This window comes from Streptococcus oralis subsp. dentisani (genome assembly GCF_002096685.1).
Lineage (GTDB): Bacteria > Bacillota > Bacilli > Lactobacillales > Streptococcaceae > Streptococcus > Streptococcus oralis_AD.
The window spans coordinates 157,869-174,900 of record NZ_NCVA01000041.1; the positions used below are offsets into that span (position 1 = coordinate 157,869).

The following is a 17,032-nucleotide window of genomic DNA, read 5'->3' on the forward strand; positions in this document are numbered from 1 at the left end:
AGCCACTCGAAGAGTAGCTCAGACTAATTTAAGTCTGTAAATGAGTATGGAAGTAACTCCCCGACCGTCATCTCGACCGTCGATTTATCTTTAGCAACTAAAGTCACTTTTAGATCTTGTTCAAAAAACTCAACCATGACCTGACGACAAGCACCACATGGCGAGATGGGTTTTTCAGTTTGTCCGTAGACAATCAACTCTGAAAACTCCCGTTGTCCCTCCGAAACTGCTTTGAAAATAGCGGTACGCTCTCCACAATTAGTCAAGGGATAACTAGCATTCTCGATATTGACACCCGTATAAATGCTACCGTCCTTGGCCACTAAAACAGCTCCGATGGGAAAGTGAGAATAGGGTACATAGGCTTTCTTGCTGGTTTCAATTGCTAGTTCAATCAACTCAGTAGTCGCCATCTGCCAATTCTCCTTTTAAAATCGCAACGCCAGCAGATGTTCCGATACGGGTAGCACCTGCCTCCACAAAAGCGACAGCATCTGCATATGAACGCGCTCCACCAGCCGCCTTAACACCCATATCTGGCCCGACTGTTTTACGCATCAACTTAACATCCTCAATAGTGGCACCACCAGTTGAAAATCCAGTTGATGTTTTGACAAAGTCAGCGGCTGCCTTCTGGGATAATTGGCAGGCCACAACCTTTTCATCGTCTGTCAACAAGCAGGCTTCAATAATAACCTTAACCAACTTGTCACCACTTGCTTCTACGACAGCACGGATGTCCGATTCAACTAAATCAAGATTGCCTGATTTGAGGGCACCAACATTGATAACCATATCAATCTCATCTGCACCGTTTTGAACAGCTTCTTTTGTTTCAAAAGCTTTCACAGCTGAAGTTGTTGCTCCCAAAGGAAAACCAACTACTGTACAAACCTTTACATCTGAACCATCAAGCCCTATTTTCGCATGTTTCACCCATGTGGGATTGACACATACGCTGGCAAAGTCATACTCACGCGCTTCAGATAGCAAACGATCAATTTGTTCTTGGCTTGCATCTTGCTTTAAAAGCGTATGATCGATATGTTTATTTAACTTCATATTCGGATTCTCCCTGGTTTTATGAGATAATTTCTATAATTTCTCGTAAACTTTGCACTCCATCATTTATTTTAACATATTTTTGAAATTCTGTAACTAGTTCAGAAGAAATTTTTCCATTTGTATAAACTTTTGCAACAATTTCTCCTTTTTGAACGGAGTCTCCAACTTTCTTTTCAAAAACAATCCCTGTTTCATAGTCCAGGTCATCAGACTTGACTGCACGACCAGCTCCTAGTCTCATGGCATAGAGCCCAAATTCCATAGCTGGAAGAGCTGAAATAACACCTGTATCTTGAGCTGGAATTTCCACCACATGAGCAACCTTGACTAGGCGATAGAGATCATCTAAATCACCGCCTTGTGCTGCTACCATTTCTTCAAACTTAGCTAATGCTTGGCCATTCTCAAGATGTTGACGGATTTCCTCGACCGTTTTCTCAACATCAGCCAAGCCAAGCATAATCTGAGCTAGCTCGCAGATAAAGTGACTAATATCTTCTCGGCCTTTTCCTTGAAGAATCTCGATTGCCTCAAGGATTTCGAGACGATTCCCAATGGCTCTTCCCAAGGGTTGGCTCATATCGGTAATGACTGCTACCGTCTTTCGACCAACTGCCTTACCAAGATCTACCATGGTTTGAGCCAACTCACGCGCCTCATCGACAGTCTTCATAAAGGCACCCTCACCGACTGTTACATCTAGCAAAATGGCATCCGCTCCTGCAGCGATTTTCTTGCTCATAACAGAACTAGCAATCAATGGGATCGTGTCGACAGTTGCTGTCACATCACGGAGGGCATAGAGAAGCTTGTCTGCTTTAACCAGCTGATCTGACTGCCCAATGACAGATACTCCAATATCTTGCACCTGACGAATGAAATCTTCTTGACTGCGCTCGACTTGATAGCCCTTAATGGACTCCAATTTATCAATTGTCCCACCAGTATGGCCGAGACCACGACCACTCATTTTAGCAACGGGCACACCGAAACTCGCAACAAGGGGAGCCAAGATTAAGGTCACCTTATCACCTACACCACCAGTCGAATGCTTGTCAACTTTAACCCCCTCAATAGCTGACAAGTCAAACTCCTGACCTGTCTTGACCATATTCATCGTCAGGTCAGAAATCTCACGTGTGGTCATTCCTTTGAAATAAACAGCCATAGCAAAAGCAGACATCTGGTAGTCTGGAACAGTTCCTGCCACATAGCCTTCTACCAGCCATTTGATTTCAGTTGCAGTCAGTTCTTGACCATCTCGTTTCTTTTGGATTAAATCAACTGCTCTCATTCTTTCACACTTCTAAGGATATAATATCCCTTGTCTTTCTTTACGATTTCACAATTTCCAAAAACGTCTTCCATCTTAGCTTTAGCACTAGGAGCCCCCTGTTTTTTCTGAATGACAATCGTTAAGTCACCACCGTCTTCTAGAAAATCCCTGCTCTTTTCGATAATCTCATGAACAACTTGTTTACCCGCTCGAATCGGCGGATTGGAAATAACATGGTCAAATTCCCCTTCAACTTGCTCATAGATATTGGATTGGAAAATCGTCGCTGAAACTTGGTTTCTCTCAGCATTTTGTCGCGCTAGGTCCAAGGCACGGTTATTGATATCGACCATGGTTGCCTGAACTCCATAAGCCTTGACCAAAGAAAGCCCCAAGGGACCATATCCACAGCCTACATCAAGGACCGTTTCTCCTTTGTTAACCTCTAGACACTTCAATAAAAGCTGACTCCCAAAGTCGACCATTTTCTTGCTAAAAACACCCGCATCCGTAAAAAAGGTCATATTTTCTCCCAACAACTCCACTCTCAACTCATGAATGTCGTGAGCAGCGTCAGGATTTTCTGCATAATACATTTTACTCATGAAACTATTTTACCATATTTTAGTGAAATGTTAAATCGTTTACAAAGCTAAATTTCAAGACACAGACTACATCTGTTATGATAACAACCAAAGCTTTTTAATGGTTTTCATTTCTTTTAAAAACTATATATCATAAATGGACTGAATTCGTTTCTGTTTTTATAAGTCAAATATGATATACTAAAGTATCGAATCAGAAAGACAAACTTATGACCAACGAATTTTTACATTTTGAGAAAATCAGCCGCCAAACCTGGCAGTCCTTGCATCGCAAGACAACCCCTCCCTTGACGGAAGAAGAACTAGACTCCATCAAGAGTTTTAATGACCAAATCAGCCTACAAGATGTGACCGACATCTATCTGCCACTGGTTCACCTTATCCATATCTATAAAAAAGCCAAAGAAGATTTATCCTTCTCAAAAGAAATCTTTCTTCAAAGGGATAGCAAGCCCCAACCTTTTATTATTGGGGTTTCGGGTAGTGTTGCTGTGGGGAAATCGACCACTAGTCGCCTCCTACAAATCCTTCTCTCCCGTACACTTGCCGATGCTACTGTAGAATTGGTGACAACGGATGGCTTTCTCTATCCCAACCAAACTTTAATTGAGCAAGGTATCTTAAATCGCAAAGGTTTTCCAGAGAGCTATGACATGGAAGCCTTGCTGAATTTTCTTGACCGCCTAAAGAATGGGCAGGATGTTGATATTCCAGTCTATTCTCATGAAGTGTATGACATCGTTCCTGGGGAAAAACAACGGGTTAAAGCTGCGGACTTTGTTATTGTTGAAGGCATCAATGTCTTTCAAAATCCTCAAAATGAGCGCCTTTACATCACTGATTTCTTTGATTTCTCCATCTACGTGGATGCTGCTGTCGAGGACATTGAAAGCTGGTATTTAGACCGCTTTTTGAAGCTCCTCAGCTTTGCCCAGAATGATCCTGAAAGCTACTACCACCGTTTTACTCAAATGCCAATGGAAGAAGTAGAATCTTTTGCCCATCAAGTATGGACTACTATCAACCTTACAAATCTACAAAACTATATCGAACCAACAAGAAATCGGGCTGAGGTCATTCTCCACAAGGCTAAAAACCATGAAATTGATGAAATTTACCTAAAAAAATAATTTCCCCTTGTCAAAACCTGAGTTTTCAGATATAATGGTATAGTTAGTAAATATGGAGGTAAGAACATTGGCAAACATTAAATCAGCTATCAAACGCGCTGAATTGAACGTTAAACAAAACGAAAAAAACTCAGCTCAAAAATCAGCTATGCGTACTGCTATCAAAGCTTTCGAAGCAAACCCTTCTGAAGAACTTTTCCGTGCTGCTAGCTCAGCTATCGACAAAGCAGAAACTAAAGGTTTGATTCATAAAAACAAAGCAAGCCGCGATAAAGCTCGTCTTTCAGCTAAACTTGCTAAATAAGAAACAGTCCATAGAGGCTGTTTTTTTGTCCTCTAATAAGAAAAGGTAAAAAATGAAAATAGCAATCATAGGATATTCTGGAGCTGGTAAGTCAACTCTAGCTGAAAAGTTGTCAAACTACTACTCTATCCCAAAACTGCATGTGGATACACTTCAATTTCAACCTGGTTGGCAAGACAGCGACTGCGATTGGATGGAAACTGAGATGAAAAACTTTCTCACTAAGCACGAAGCTTGGGTCATCGACGGCAACTACTCTTGGTGTTGCTATGAAGAAAGAATGAAGGAAGCTGACCAAATCATCTTTCTCAATTTTTCACCATGGACTTGTCTCTTTCGAGCCTTTAAACGGTATCTCACATACCGAGGCAAGGTCAGAGAAAGCATGGCTGCAGGTTGCCCTGAACGCTTTGACTGGGACTTTATCCGATGGATTCTCTGGGATGGGCGGACAAAGAATGCTAAAGAACGTTATCAACGGGTTCAAGAAACCTACCCAGAGAAAGTAATTGTTCTCAGGTCGCAAAAGGAGATGGACTACTTCTTAGAAAATCTCGCGCATAACAAGAAAAACCAACGTGTCTAACGTTGGTTTTTTGCTTTTACCCAATCACACTTCCGTTTGGTACAGCTGGATCAACTGTGAGAAGGGTTAATTTGCCATCATGTTCAGCTGAGAGGATCATGCCTTGGCTGACATATTTTTTCATCATCTTGCGTGGCTTAAGATTGGCAACGATTTGGACTTTCTTGCCGACCAATTCTTGCTCGTTTGGATAGTATTTGGCAATTCCTGAGAGGATTTGACGGTCTTCACCATCACCAGCATCTAGGCGGAATTGGAGCAACTTATCAGAACCTTCCACTTTAGACACTTCTTTGACTTCTGCGACACGAATTTCAATCTTATCGAAGTCTTCAAACTTGATTTCATCCTTGTTTAGTTTGAGTTCGACTTCGTCTGGATTCCATTCTTTTTCGACCGCAGGTTTGTTGCCTTCCATTTGTTCCTTGATATAGGCGATTTCTTCTTCCATGTCCAGACGTGGGAAGATTGGTGTTCCTTTGGCAACAACAGTCACACCAGCAGGGAAGTCTGCCAAGCTCAAGTTTTCAAGACTCGCCACTTCTTCCAAGCCAAGTTGAGTCAAGATTGCGCGACTGGTTTCCATCATAAATGGTTCAATCAAGTGAGCTACGACGCGGAGGCTAGCTGCCAAGTGACTCATGACACTTGCCAATTGGTCACGAAGGGCTTCATCCTTGGACAAGACCCATGGAGCTGTCTCATCAATATATTTGTTAGTACGAGAGATAAGCGTCCAGACTGCTTCTAAAGCACGTGGGTAGTCAACTGCATCCATGTGTGTATGGTAATCAGCGATTGATTGTTCTGCAACGTCAGCAAGAGCATGGTCATATTCTGTCACACCTTCTACATAGGCAGGGATTTGTCCATCAAAGTACTTGTTAATCATGGAAACCATACGGTTGAGGAGGTTTCCTAGGTCATTGGCTAATTCATAGTTGATACGGCCTACATAGTCTTCTGGAGTGAAGGTTCCATCTGAACCAACTGGAAGGCTACGCATGAGGTAGTAACGAAGTGGGTCCAGTCCATAACGCTCTACTAGCATTTCAGGGTAAACGACATTTCCTTTAGACTTAGACATCTTACCGTCTTTCATGACAAACCAACCATGGGCAATCAAGCGTTCAGGCAACTTCATATCCAACATCATGAGAAGGATTGGCCAGTAGATTGAGTGGAAACGAAGAATGTCTTTTCCGACCATGTGGAAGACCGTTCCATTCCAGAACTTATCAAAATTACCATGATCATCTTGACCATATCCAAGAGCTGTCGCATAGTTGAGAAGAGCATCAATCCAAACATAGACAACGTGTTTTGGATTGGATGGGACCGGAACTCCCCATGTAAAGGTTGTACGAGAAACCGCTAAGTCTTCCAAACCTGGCTCGATAAAGTTACGCAACATTTCATTGAGGCGACCATCAGGAGTGATAAAGTCTGGATGCGATTTGAAAAATTCAACCAAGCGATCTTGGTATTTACTTAGGCGAAGGAAGTAAGACTCTTCAGAAACCCACTCCACTTCATGTCCTGATGGAGCAATACCGCCCGTTACATTTCCAGCTTCGTCACGGAAAACTTCTGCAAGCTGGCTTTCTGTAAAGAATTCCTCATCTGAGACTGAATACCAACCAGAGTATTCACCCAAGTAGATGTCATCTTGAGCCAAAAGACGTTCAAACACATCAGCTACTACTTTTTCATGGTAGTCATCAGTTGTACGGATGAATTTATCGTATGAGATATCAAGCAATTTCCAGAGTTCTTTGACGCCAACCGCCATCCCATCAACATAAGCTTGTGGTGTGATGCCAGCTTCTTCCGCTTTTTGCTGGATTTTCTGACCATGCTCGTCAAGACCTGTCAGATAAAAGACATCGTAGCCCATGAGGCGTTTGTAACGTGCTAGGACATCACAGGCGATGGTTGTGTAGGCAGAACCGATATGAAGTTTACCAGATGGATAGTAAATCGGTGTTGTAATATAAAAATTCTTTTCAGACATAATTTTTCCTTTCCAGGCAAATGAAACCTGTTTTTCTAACACTTCATTATATCATATTTTTAGTGATTTTCGATAGGAAAATCCATACAAAAACAAGATAGACAAGTGTCCATCTTGTTTATCTTATTCATAGCGAAGGGCTTCGATCGGATCAAGCTTAGACGCTTTATTAGCTGGCAAGACTCCGAAAATCATCCCAACACTGGCCGAAACAGCCAAGCTAAAGAGAGCAATCGGTAGCGAGACACCAATTTCTATTCCTTCCATCATATTTTTTAGCAAGGCCCCTGCTAGTGCGGTCAAGCCTGCTGCACTAACAAGTCCGATAAGACCACCTAATAAGGTCAAAATCATGGACTCAATCAAAAACTGTACCAAGATATTAGCCCGTGTAGCTCCCAATGCTTTACGAAGACCAATCTCACGAGTACGCTCCGTTACAGAAACCAGCATGATATTCATAACCCCAGTCCCTCCCACAAAGAGAGAGATTCCTGCGATAGCACTGATAATAGCGGTCATAAAACCAAAGATTTGCTGAACCTCGGCAAAAGCGGCGGTTTCGTCTACAACCTGATATTCTCCCTGCTGTACTCCTGCAATTTCTGTCATCTTGCGTGCGAGTTCTGGCCCCAAAGTCGGAGTTAGACTCGTATCATTCACACGAAAGACAATATTAGAAATTTCCTCTACATTAAAATTAGCTGCTACAGAAGCATTGGTTGTAATTGGTAAGCCACCTACACCAAACATCTTAGCACTTTTAACAGCAGGACTAGAGTAAACACCAATCACGCGATAGCTATATCCATTGGCTGAAATGATTTGATTGAGTGCTGCCTGAGGCGAGTCAAAAAGACTTTTAGCGAGTTCTTCATCTAGCAAAATCACACTTGCAAAATCTCGGTAGTCTTGTTCTCTCAGATCCCTACCTGCAATAATTTTATTTTCTACAGCAGACATATAAGTAATATTTCCACCTGTCAGACTTGCTCTCTCTACCTTTTTATCCTTATAGGTCAAAGTAACATTTGTACTATTAGTCACATAATAGCCATCTACACCTTTTAGTTTGGCAGCTTCCCTAACCCACGATTCCTGTGTTTTAGGTGGTTCTACGTGAACATCTTCTTTACCAGATAGTGTCAGTGCAGATTGCTTTTGTGTAAAAGAACCGTCCTTACTTTTAATTGGTGAGAAAAACACCTGAATATTTTTCTGAGATTTTGTCATATTTTTATTGACCTGACGAGACATAGAGTCCCCTAAAGCCATGATGACAACTACTGAAGAGACCCCGATGATAATGCCAATCATGGTCAAAAAAGAGCGCATCTTGTGTGCCATAATAGATGAAAAGGCAAATTTCAGATTTTGCATCTTAGTTCTCCTTTCCTTCCAAACGAGCGCTATCAGATGAAATAACCCCATCACGGATTACAATCTGGCGTTTTGCATAGGCTGCAATTTCGGGCTCGTGCGTTACCATAATAATAGTCTTGCCTTCTTCATTTAACTCAACCAAGAGTTCCATGATTTGGCTTCCTGTTTTCGTATCCAAGGCGCCTGTCGGTTCATCAGCTAGGATGATTGAGGGATCGTTAACAAGAGCACGCGCAATGGCCACCCGTTGTTTTTGACCGCCAGACAACTCCGAAGGAAGGTGATGAATACGATCAGTCAACTCTACTTTACTCAGATATTCCTCTGCTAACTTGCGACGTTGGGTAGCTGGAACTCCGGCATAAATCAAGGGTAACTCAACATTTTGAACAGCATCCATCTTTGACAAAAGAAAGAACTGTTGAAAGACAAAACCAATTTGTTGGTTACGTACCTGTGCCAACTGCTTTTCACCTAGACGGGCCACTTCTTGACCTCCTAGATAGTATTCGCCGCTAGTTGGGGTGTCCAGCATTCCGATGGTATTCATCAGAGTAGATTTACCCGAGCCAGATGGTCCCATAATGGCAACAAATTCCCCTTCGCCAATCTCCAAATTAATATTTTTCAAGACCTGCAGTTCCTGTTCACCATTTCGATAGCTCCGGCAGATGTTTTTTAGACTAATTAGTTGTTTCATCAGCCTTCACCTCTTTTCCTTCTTCCAAGGAAGTCGTTGGATTACTGATGACTTTGGTTCCGTCTGTCAAACCAGATGTGATCTCTTGGTTTTCTGCGTCAGCATTTCCTAGGCTAACTTCGATTTTCTTAGCCTTATTCTCTTCGTCAACAACCCAAACGTAATTTTTCCCGTCTTCAGTAATGACACTGGTTAAGGGCACGAGGATTGATTTCTTGTCACTTTTAACCTCAACACTAACGGTGAAACCTGGTCTTAAATCACCGATCTCACTCGTCACTTCAATCGTATAGGGATATTTAGAACCAGTATTCCCCCCAGCTATAGCGTTCGTTCCTTCTCCACTATTTTTAGGGTAAGCTGAAATAAAGCTGATCTTCCCTGTCCAAGTTTTATCTTGGTAAACTTTAGAAGAGAAGGTCACTTCTTGGCCAACAGAAAGGTTGGCAAGATTGTACTCGGAAAGTTCTCCCTTGACTTGTAGATTGTCGTTACTTACTACATGAACCATCACTTGATTTGCAGCAGTTGTGGACTTCGATACATTGCGATTAACTTCCACAACTGTACCTTCTAGCGTACTCAAAACCTTTGTTGCGTCCAATTGGGCCTGCGCCTTTTTAAGTTGCGCCTCTGCATCAGCACGACTATCACGAGCATCACTAATCTGAGAATCAATGGAAGAGACTGAAGAACCCTGTGCTCCATCATCATATTCTTCCGAATCAGCTAGAGCGTTGTTGCGTGATTCCTTCAGGTCATTGATACGACGATCAGCCTTGGCTATGGCACGGTTAGCTGCATCATAAGCAGATTGCGCTTCTGTGCTGTTGTATTTTACGAGCGCTTGTCCTTTGTCAACCTTATCTCCAACAGAAACCAAGATTTCATCCACCTCACCCTTACTTGCATCCAAATAAACATATTGTTCATTTTTTGCGGTGACGGTACCAGATAAAAGAACAGAGGAGGCAACTGTTCCTTCCTTTGCGACTACGAGATGCGATGTGTCATCCTTACCGGCAGCCTGAGAGGGCTGTCTAAATAGCAAAATACCCGCTGCACTGGTTATAATAATACTTGCAGCACCAATAGCTGTGTATAGTTGCCATTTTTTAGTTTTCTTATTCCCCTTCATCACAAAACTCCTATTTTATTTTCAATACAAAGACTATTATAGCAAATTTACCTACTCTAAACAATGATTGTTCAGAGAGAAAAGAGAACAATTCAGGAAACATGCCTTGTTTCCATTTGATTTATGCGAAATTGTACTAGTAACATCATACACCTTATTTCTATATTTAGCAAGTGATTTCTGCTATTTCTTTAGAGCGTAGCAGATTTTTGCATTCAAAAAATAAAAACGATAGAATATGACTATCAAAGCTATAAGGAGTTTTCTATGAGAGAATATGATATAATCGCTATCGGCGGAGGGAGTGGCGGCATTGCCACTATGAATCGAGCTGGTGAACACGGCGCTAAAGCAGCTGTTATCGAAGAGAAAAAATTAGGTGGAACTTGTGTCAACGTTGGCTGTGTTCCTAAGAAAATCATGTGGTATGGAGCGCAAATCGCTGAAAGCTTCTACCACTATGGCCCTGACTATGGTTTTACAAGTTCAGATGTTCAATTTGATTTTGCTAAACTTCGTCAAAATCGTGAAGCCTACATCGACCGTGCCCGCTCGTCTTATGATGGAAGTTTCAAACGCAACGGTGTTGATTTGATTGAAGGTCGTGCTCATTTTGTTGATGCTAACACCGTCAGCGTCAATGGTGAATTGATTCGTGCCAAGCATATCGTGATTGCGACTGGCGCTCGTCCAAGCATCCCAACTATCCCTGGAGCTGAACTCGGTGGTAGCTCAGACGATGTCTTTGCTTGGGAACAACTTCCTGAATCTGTTGCGATTCTTGGTGCTGGCTATATTGCTGTTGAATTAGCTGGTGTTCTCCACGCACTAGGAGTAAAAACGGATTTGTTTGTGCGTCGCGATCGTCCCTTGCGCACTTTTGACAACTACATCGTTGAAGGTCTTGTCAATGAAATGGAAAAAACAGGCCTACCTTTGCACACGCATAAGGTACCCGTCAAGCTCGAAGAAACGGAGGAAGGTATTACCATTCATTTTGAAGACGGTTCTAGTCACACTGCCAGCCAAGTTATCTGGGCTACCGGTCGCCGTCCAAATGTAGACGGTCTGGAGTTAGAAAAAGCTGGCGTCACACTCAACCAACGTGGATTTATCCAAGTGGATGAGTATCAAAATACAGTTGTAGATGGCATCTATGCCCTTGGGGACGTTACTGGAGAGAAAGAACTGACCCCAGTAGCTATCAAGGCAGGACGTACCCTATCTGAGCGCCTCTTCAACGGGAAAACAAATGCCAAGATGGACTACACGACTATCCCTACTGTTGTCTTCTCCCACCCAGCAATCGGAACCGTTGGTTTAACTGAGGATCAAGCTATCAAAGAATACGGCCAAGATAACATTAAAGTCTACAAATCAAGCTTTGCATCTATGTACTCTGCCGTTACAAGCCATCGTCAAGAATCTCGCTTCAAACTCATCACCGCCGGTGCTGACGAAAAAGTTGTTGGCCTTCACGGACTCGGTTACGGAGTAGATGAAATGATTCAAGGATTTGCTGTTGCCATCAAAATGGGAGCGACCAAGGCCGACTTTGATGCTACAGTAGCTATCCACCCAACTGCTTCTGAAGAATTTGTGACCATGCGCTAATTATCGAAAGAGACTTCTTGAGCTCTCTTTTTACATGCAAAATCGGCTGTTACAGGTTTGTTACCTCTTCATAAAAAATAAGTTGACTTTTCCTTCTGAATTAGTATAATAGTTACTATAATTTCGAAAAGAGGTTAACAGTTTTGGAAAAAGCTCATATCTATGCTATCCCTGCTATCGGTGCTGCTCTCATCGCCGTATTGGCACAAATCAGTCTCCCTATCGGTCCTGTCCCCTTCACTCTGCAAAACTTTGCGATCGGTCTGATTGCTACTGTTTTTAGACCCAGAGAAGCTGTTCTATCTGTAGCTCTCTATCTCTTGCTGGGTGCCATTGGTTTACCTGTTTTTGCAGGGGGAGGGGCTGGATTTCACGTTTTAGTCGGCCCAAGTGCAGGTTATCTTTGGTTCGACCTTATCTATGCTGGACTTACATCTTATCTCATCCATCAAAATAGTGGCTACATTCGCATTTTCCTAGCCAACCTCTTGGGTGACTCCCTCGTCTTTGTCGGAGGCATTCTCAGCCTCCACTTCCTAGCTGGTATGCCATTTGATCAGGCACTAGCTGTCGGTGTCCTTCCCTTTATCCTTCCTGATCTTGGTAAGATCATTGCCATTAGTTTCATTGGTCGTCCCCTACTCGAACGATTAAAAAGCCTTCCATATTTTTCAAGATAAAAGAATAGTCCAGAACAATTGTTCTGGACTATTTCCTTTCCAATTACTTCCTAAGAACTAACTGAAAATCAACTCTCATCTAGAGATTATTTATTTTTACGGCTTACAAAGTACAATCCACCAGTCACTGCCATCAAAGCAAGTCCTGCAACTACTGCTACATTAGATGCTTTTTCACCAGTGTTAGGAAGTTGAGGTTTTTGTCCTGGTTTTCCTGGTTCATTTGGTTCACCTGGTGTTGGTTCTTCTGGAACGTATGTATTTGTGATATTGAGGCCTTCTACTTTAGATGAATAACCTTCAACCGGTACTTCTTCTACAGAGTACTTGATTTCTGTATCTTTAGTATCTTTATAACGCTCAAGACCAGTAAACTCATAAGTCCAACCACTTGCTTCTGAAGCTATTGCAGTTTTACCAGTATCTTTACCATCCGCAAGAAGTTTCACAGTGATAGAAGATGGACGAGCGTCTTTATGGTTTTCATCACCTTTCCAGATCTTATGACCTTTTACAGATGTTTTCACTGGTGTGTATTCATTGGTAACTGTGTACTTACCATCTTTGTCAGTAGTAACTGTTGAGGTATATTCTTTCACAGCCACTTCTTTGACAGTGTACTTGATTTCTTGACCATTTTCATACTTAGGAAGTTTTTTCTGAAACTTCAATTTCTTGAACGACTTTATCGCCATTAAGAATTTGAACTTTCACTTTATCTGCACGTTTGCCGCTTTGGTTGTTGTTATCTTTCCAAACCTTAGTTCCTGAAAGGATAACTGTATCTGGTGTGTAATTGTTTGTCACTACTTGACCAGTTACAGAGGCTTTATAGCCAGCTGGTACATCTACTTCATCGATAGAGTAAGTGATTTCTTTACCAGCTTCGTATTGTGGAAGATTTGTGAATGATGCTACCCAAGTGTTAGCGTCTGTCTTATCCTTAGCTGTCAAGGTCAATTTCTTACCTTCAACGGCTACTGGATCCGCATTTCCTACTTTTTTATAAAGTTGAACGGTTACGGACTCAGGACGTTTGCCGTCTTGGTTGTTCGCGTCGTTCCATACTTTTGTTACCTTGTAGTCGATTTCTTTTGGTGCATATTTGTTTGTGATGGTAAAGTCTGTAATAGTTGATTCGTATTCTGCTACGGCTTCTTCTGTTACAGTGTATTTGATTTCTTTACCAGCTTTATATTTTGCTAATTTTTCGAATGTAGCAGTCCAAGTTCCGTCTGTGGCTGCTTGAACTTCTTTTGATGCGACTTTCTGACCGTCTGCTAAAAGATTGATTGTAATCTTAGTTGGACGTTTGCCGTCTTGGTTGTTCGCGTCATCCCAGTTCTTAGTTGCTTTTACATCAACTGTTTCTGGAGAATAGCTATTTGTGATAGTGAATCCTGATGCAGCGCCACCAGCAACGTCAGAAGTATAACCAGTAACACTTACTTCTACTACAGTATACTTGATAGGTGTTCCGCCTTTATCAGCATCAAGGTTTGTGAAGCTTCCAGCCCAACCGTTTGCTTCATTCAATGTAAGTGTTTCACCAGTGTCTTGACCGTCTGCAAGCAATTTAACTGTGATAGAAGATGGACGTTTACCATCTTGGTTGTTAGCATCGTTCCATACTTTCTTCACAGGAACTGCAGTTTTGGCTGGAGTGTATTTGTTTGTAAATACAAGATCTTTTGCTTCTTTTGAAGCAGTTGCTTTCAATTCAGTTGCGCTTACTTTTTCAACAGTTACTTCAACTTCTTGAACTGTCTTATCGTAAGTGATTCCTGTTTCAGTTCCAGCAACTTCAGAGATGGTGTACTTGTGAGTTCCCACCTGGCTCTCATCATATGAGATTGGTGAGAAGGCCACTGTACTGTCTGCGGCGTTTGTCACTGTTTCAACAACAGTTCCATCTTCCTTCTTCAATTCAAAGCTGTATTTACCTGCTTCAAGGTCTTTACCTTCAAGAACTTTCTTAGCTCCAAGAGTTACACTTGTAGCTCCTGCTGGAGTGTAAGTATTCTCGAATGCTTTTTCATCGTCGTAAGAAACAGTTGCTTCAAGGGCACCTTTGCCGTTATCCGCTACAGTTACTGTAGCTGTGATTGTTTTCGTATCGTAGGTGATACCTGTAGCAGTGCCAGCTTTTTCAGCAATCTTGTAAGTGAAAGTTCCAGCTTTATCGAATTCCAAGACTGAGAACTTAACGTTTCCATCTTTGTCATTCTTGACTGTTTCTTTCACATTACCGTCTTGGTCTGTCAAAGTAAACTCAAACTCATCAGCTTTCAACTCACGACCAGTAAGTGTTTTCTTAACTGCAAGAGTAGCTGGAGTTTTTGAAGCTCCGTAGCTGTTGTTGAATTCTTTGTCCGCTGGGTAAGTTACGTTAGCAGTAAGTTTTCCTTCACCATCGTCTGTAACTTCTACTGTGACTTTAACTTCAAGACTATCGTATGTTACACCGTCAATAGTTTGTCCAGCGTTAGTTTCAACGATAGTGTATTTGTAAGTACCAGCTGCAGTGTATTCGATTGGAGCGAATGCCACTTTGCCATCGGCAGTGTTCTTCACTTTTTGAACTTCTGAGCCATCTGCGTCGTTCTTCAATACAAACTCAAACTCATCAGCTTTCAAGGTACGACCTGAAAGAGCTTTTGTTACTTCAATAGGAGCTGAAGTTTTCTCAACAGCGTATGTATTTTCAAAAGTCTTATCATCGTTTTCGTAAGCGACAGCTGCAGACAATTTGCCCTCAGCATCTGCTGTTACAGTAACTGTAACGCCAACAGGGTTGGCATCGTAAGTAACACCTTTTTCAGTTGTGTTCGCTTTTTTCTCAACGATGTGGTAGTTGTATGTACCAGCTTTGTCAAATGTCAATTCAGCAAAGCTGATATTTCCTTCCGCATCATTTGTTACTGTTTCAACAACTTTGTTTGTCTTATCATCGAACAAGTCGAATTCAAACTCTCCAGCTTTCATAGCTCGACCAGTCAATTTTTTAATTGCTTGAATTTGAGCTTTTGTGCTGTTGCGTTTGTTTGAGATTGTTTTGATAACACCTTCTTTACCGACTGTTACCTTAATTGGAGTAGAATCCAATTGGTAACCTTTAGGAGCTTCAACCTCAGTAATGGTGAATTCACCTTTCTTAACATCCTCTTCTGAAAATACTGGCGATTGTGCAATACCATTATCGTCTGTTTCAGTGATTTTTTCGCTAACAGTAGCGCCGTCCGGAGGGGTAATTTTAAATTTTGCTCCTTTTAGACGATCTTGTGTTTTTTCATCTACCTTGTATAGAGTGATTCGATAACCTGTTTCCAGTTGGATAGTACCACCTGATGCAACTGTAGAATTTCCCACTTGCTTCGCAATCGTATCTTGTTGATCATCTCTGGTTGTTAGAACCTTATCATTTCCCTTAACTTCAACATTGTTTTGAACTTTGGTTCCATCCCCAGGAGCGGTCGAATCATAGTGGATTAGATAAGCCGCAGGTTTCCCATTTTTTGTAATAGACTTCGCGTTCAAAATCGTGATTGTGAAATCTGTATACGATTCGTTCCACTTGATTTGGTAATCTGTTCCAGCTTGTAGTACAGTTTTATCTTGTAAGGTGTAAGTTTTATCAAACCATCCAGCAGTAACCGTCAAGGTTTCTGGAATAAACTGCATCGGTGAAAAGTCTGAGTCTGCCCAGTCGTGGATTTCAAGTTTATCATAGGCAGCTTGTTTAGGATTCACACGGACATTCCAATTATGAAGATAATCACCTTTTTTACCAAGTAAAGGAGAATCCCATTTTTCTTTACTGATGGTTCCACTGAATTTGTTAAAGTTTGTTTTACCAATTCCGTCAGAATAATCTATGGCAGCAGCATTTTTAAAGCGAACTTTTTGGCTGATTTCATTTTTAGTTTCAGACTTGTTAAAATTGATAGTCTGTTCTTCTAGTTCTTTCTTTGAACTAAAAGCGACATAGAAGGTACCTTTAACACCTTGAACTTGAGCTCCTCCTTTTTTAGCAAGGTAGTCTTGCAAGTTCTTTAAAGTGATTGTTACCTTTCCACCCTTATTTTCCCCATCAGAAACGACCTTAACATCTCCTACAGCTGTATTCGTTTCCTTGTCTTTAAGCTCAAATGATTCGGCTTTGACTGTTAGTGGAGCTGGCACAGTTAGTGTAAATGTGTCTCCATCATTCAGATTGCCATCATATTGGCTCAAATCGAAATCAGTAGCAAACTTATAGTTTGCATAACTGTGTTTTTGAGGTGATAAATTGTAAACTCCTTTTGAATCAGATTGTAAGAACTTACTATTATCAACCTCCCAGATGCTCACGTTAGTAATAACCTTCGTCAGCTCTTTTGCTTGGACTGCATTTGTCAAAGTAGCAGAACCAAACAGAACTAAAAGTGGCGTTAAAATATAGAGCCACAATTTTTTTAATTTCATAACTTTCCCTTCTAAATCATTAAAATGAACTGATCCATACACCATTTCCTGTCAATAAGTAACACCCCTTTCA

At 41.6% G+C, this 17,032-nt stretch carries 13 protein-coding genes and 1 pseudogene; 5 read left to right on the plus strand and 9 right to left on the minus strand.

Annotated features, from left to right (window positions below):
• Nucleotides 1-23: 23 nt before the first annotated feature.
• From B7705_RS07420 to B7705_RS07435, 4 genes are read right to left on the minus strand one after another with little or no spacing between them, the layout of a single operon-like run.
• Nucleotides 24-413 (minus strand): cytidine deaminase, encoded by a 390-nt coding sequence (locus B7705_RS07420; RefSeq protein WP_000246096.1) that lies wholly within the window; start codon nt 411-413, stop codon nt 24-26.
• Complete coding sequence (gene deoC, locus B7705_RS07425; protein WP_084948757.1) at nt 400-1,062, minus strand: deoxyribose-phosphate aldolase; 663 nt, start codon at nt 1,060-1,062, stop codon at nt 400-402. Before deoC ends, B7705_RS07420 begins: the two co-directional genes overlap by 14 nt.
• 19 nt (nt 1,063-1,081) lie before the next feature.
• A complete protein-coding gene (locus B7705_RS07430; protein WP_084948758.1) occupies nt 1,082-2,359 on the minus strand; it encodes a pyrimidine-nucleoside phosphorylase in 1,278 nt (425 codons plus the stop codon).
• Nucleotides 2,356-2,946, minus strand: a complete 591-nt coding sequence (locus B7705_RS07435; RefSeq protein WP_084948760.1) for a class I SAM-dependent methyltransferase — start codon at nt 2,944-2,946, stop codon at nt 2,356-2,358. Before B7705_RS07435 ends, B7705_RS07430 begins: the two co-directional genes overlap by 4 nt.
• 209 nt (nt 2,947-3,155) lie before the next feature.
• Between B7705_RS07435 and coaA the strand changes: the two genes are divergently transcribed.
• The 3 genes from coaA (at nt 3,156) to B7705_RS07450 (ending at nt 4,966) form a co-directional block, all read left to right on the plus strand.
• Nucleotides 3,156-4,076: a type I pantothenate kinase gene (coaA, locus tag B7705_RS07440; RefSeq protein WP_084948761.1), complete on the plus strand. Its 921-nt coding sequence runs from the start codon at nt 3,156-3,158 to the stop codon at nt 4,074-4,076.
• Between the two features lie 67 nt (nt 4,077-4,143).
• Nucleotides 4,144-4,380, plus strand: a complete 237-nt coding sequence (gene rpsT, locus B7705_RS07445; protein ID WP_001274000.1) for a 30S ribosomal protein S20 — start codon at nt 4,144-4,146, stop codon at nt 4,378-4,380.
• A gap of 52 nt (nt 4,381-4,432) precedes the next feature.
• Nucleotides 4,433-4,966 (plus strand): DNA topology modulation protein, encoded by a 534-nt coding sequence (locus tag B7705_RS07450; RefSeq protein WP_084948763.1) that lies wholly within the window; start codon nt 4,433-4,435, stop codon nt 4,964-4,966.
• 16 nt (nt 4,967-4,982) lie between these two features.
• Here the strand turns inward: B7705_RS07450 and metG are convergent, their stop codons facing one another.
• The 4 genes from metG to B7705_RS07470 all read right to left on the minus strand — a co-directional run bounded on the left by metG (nt 4,983) and on the right by B7705_RS07470 (nt 10,201).
• A complete protein-coding gene (gene metG, locus B7705_RS07455; RefSeq protein ID WP_084948764.1) occupies nt 4,983-6,980 on the minus strand; it encodes a methionine--tRNA ligase in 1,998 nt (665 codons plus the stop codon).
• 123 nt (nt 6,981-7,103) lie between these two features.
• Entirely contained in the window at nt 7,104-8,360 is a 1,257-nt protein-coding gene (locus B7705_RS07460; protein ID WP_084948766.1) for an ABC transporter permease, read from the minus strand.
• Nucleotide 8,361: 1 nt separating this feature from the next.
• Nucleotides 8,362-9,063: an ABC transporter ATP-binding protein gene (locus B7705_RS07465; protein ID WP_084948767.1), complete on the minus strand. Its 702-nt coding sequence runs from the start codon at nt 9,061-9,063 to the stop codon at nt 8,362-8,364.
• A complete protein-coding gene (locus B7705_RS07470) occupies nt 9,047-10,201 on the minus strand; it encodes an efflux RND transporter periplasmic adaptor subunit (protein WP_084948769.1) in 1,155 nt (384 codons plus the stop codon). The genes B7705_RS07465 and B7705_RS07470 overlap by 17 nt, the downstream gene beginning before the upstream one ends.
• Before the next feature lie 267 nt (nt 10,202-10,468).
• On the opposite strand from B7705_RS07470, the gene gor reads away from it, so the two are divergent.
• The gene (gor, locus tag B7705_RS07475) at nt 10,469-11,815 is read left to right on the plus strand and encodes a glutathione-disulfide reductase (RefSeq protein ID WP_084926026.1); all 1,347 of its coding nucleotides are present in this window, start codon (nt 10,469-10,471) and stop codon (nt 11,813-11,815) included.
• Nucleotides 11,816-11,958: 143 nt separating this feature from the next.
• On the plus strand, nt 11,959-12,495 hold the full coding sequence (locus tag B7705_RS07480; protein WP_057489201.1) for a biotin transporter BioY: 537 nt from the start codon (nt 11,959-11,961) through the stop codon (nt 12,493-12,495).
• Between the two features lie 86 nt (nt 12,496-12,581).
• Here B7705_RS07480 and B7705_RS07485 read toward each other — a convergent pair.
• Nucleotides 12,582-16,959 (minus strand): annotated as a pseudogene (locus B7705_RS07485) (Cna B-type domain-containing protein).
• Nucleotides 16,960-17,032: the final 73 nt, after the last annotated feature.

Bases quoted from the DNA above. Each gene is read 5' to 3' on its own strand.
- coaA (WP_084948761.1), top strand. From the start codon at position 3,156: ATGACCAACGAATTTTTACATTTTGAGAAAATCAGCCGCCAAACCTGG.
- B7705_RS07450 (WP_084948763.1), top strand. From the start codon at position 4,433: ATGAAAATAGCAATCATAGGATATTCTGGAGCTGGTAAGTCAACTCTA.
- deoC (WP_084948757.1), bottom strand. From the start codon at position 1,062: ATGAAGTTAAATAAACATATCGATCATACGCTTTTAAAGCAAGATGCA.
- gor (WP_084926026.1), top strand. From the start codon at position 10,469: ATGAGAGAATATGATATAATCGCTATCGGCGGAGGGAGTGGCGGCATT.
- metG (WP_084948764.1), bottom strand. From the start codon at position 6,980: ATGTCTGAAAAGAATTTTTATATTACAACACCGATTTACTATCCATCT.
- B7705_RS07420 (WP_000246096.1), bottom strand. From the start codon at position 413: ATGGCGACTACTGAGTTGATTGAACTAGCAATTGAAACCAGCAAGAAA.
- B7705_RS07435 (WP_084948760.1), bottom strand. From the start codon at position 2,946: ATGAGTAAAATGTATTATGCAGAAAATCCTGACGCTGCTCACGACATT.
- B7705_RS07460 (WP_084948766.1), bottom strand. From the start codon at position 8,360: ATGCAAAATCTGAAATTTGCCTTTTCATCTATTATGGCACACAAGATG.
- B7705_RS07465 (WP_084948767.1), bottom strand. From the start codon at position 9,063: ATGAAACAACTAATTAGTCTAAAAAACATCTGCCGGAGCTATCGAAAT.
- B7705_RS07470 (WP_084948769.1), bottom strand. From the start codon at position 10,201: ATGAAGGGGAATAAGAAAACTAAAAAATGGCAACTATACACAGCTATT.
- B7705_RS07430 (WP_084948758.1), bottom strand. From the start codon at position 2,359: ATGAGAGCAGTTGATTTAATCCAAAAGAAACGAGATGGTCAAGAACTG.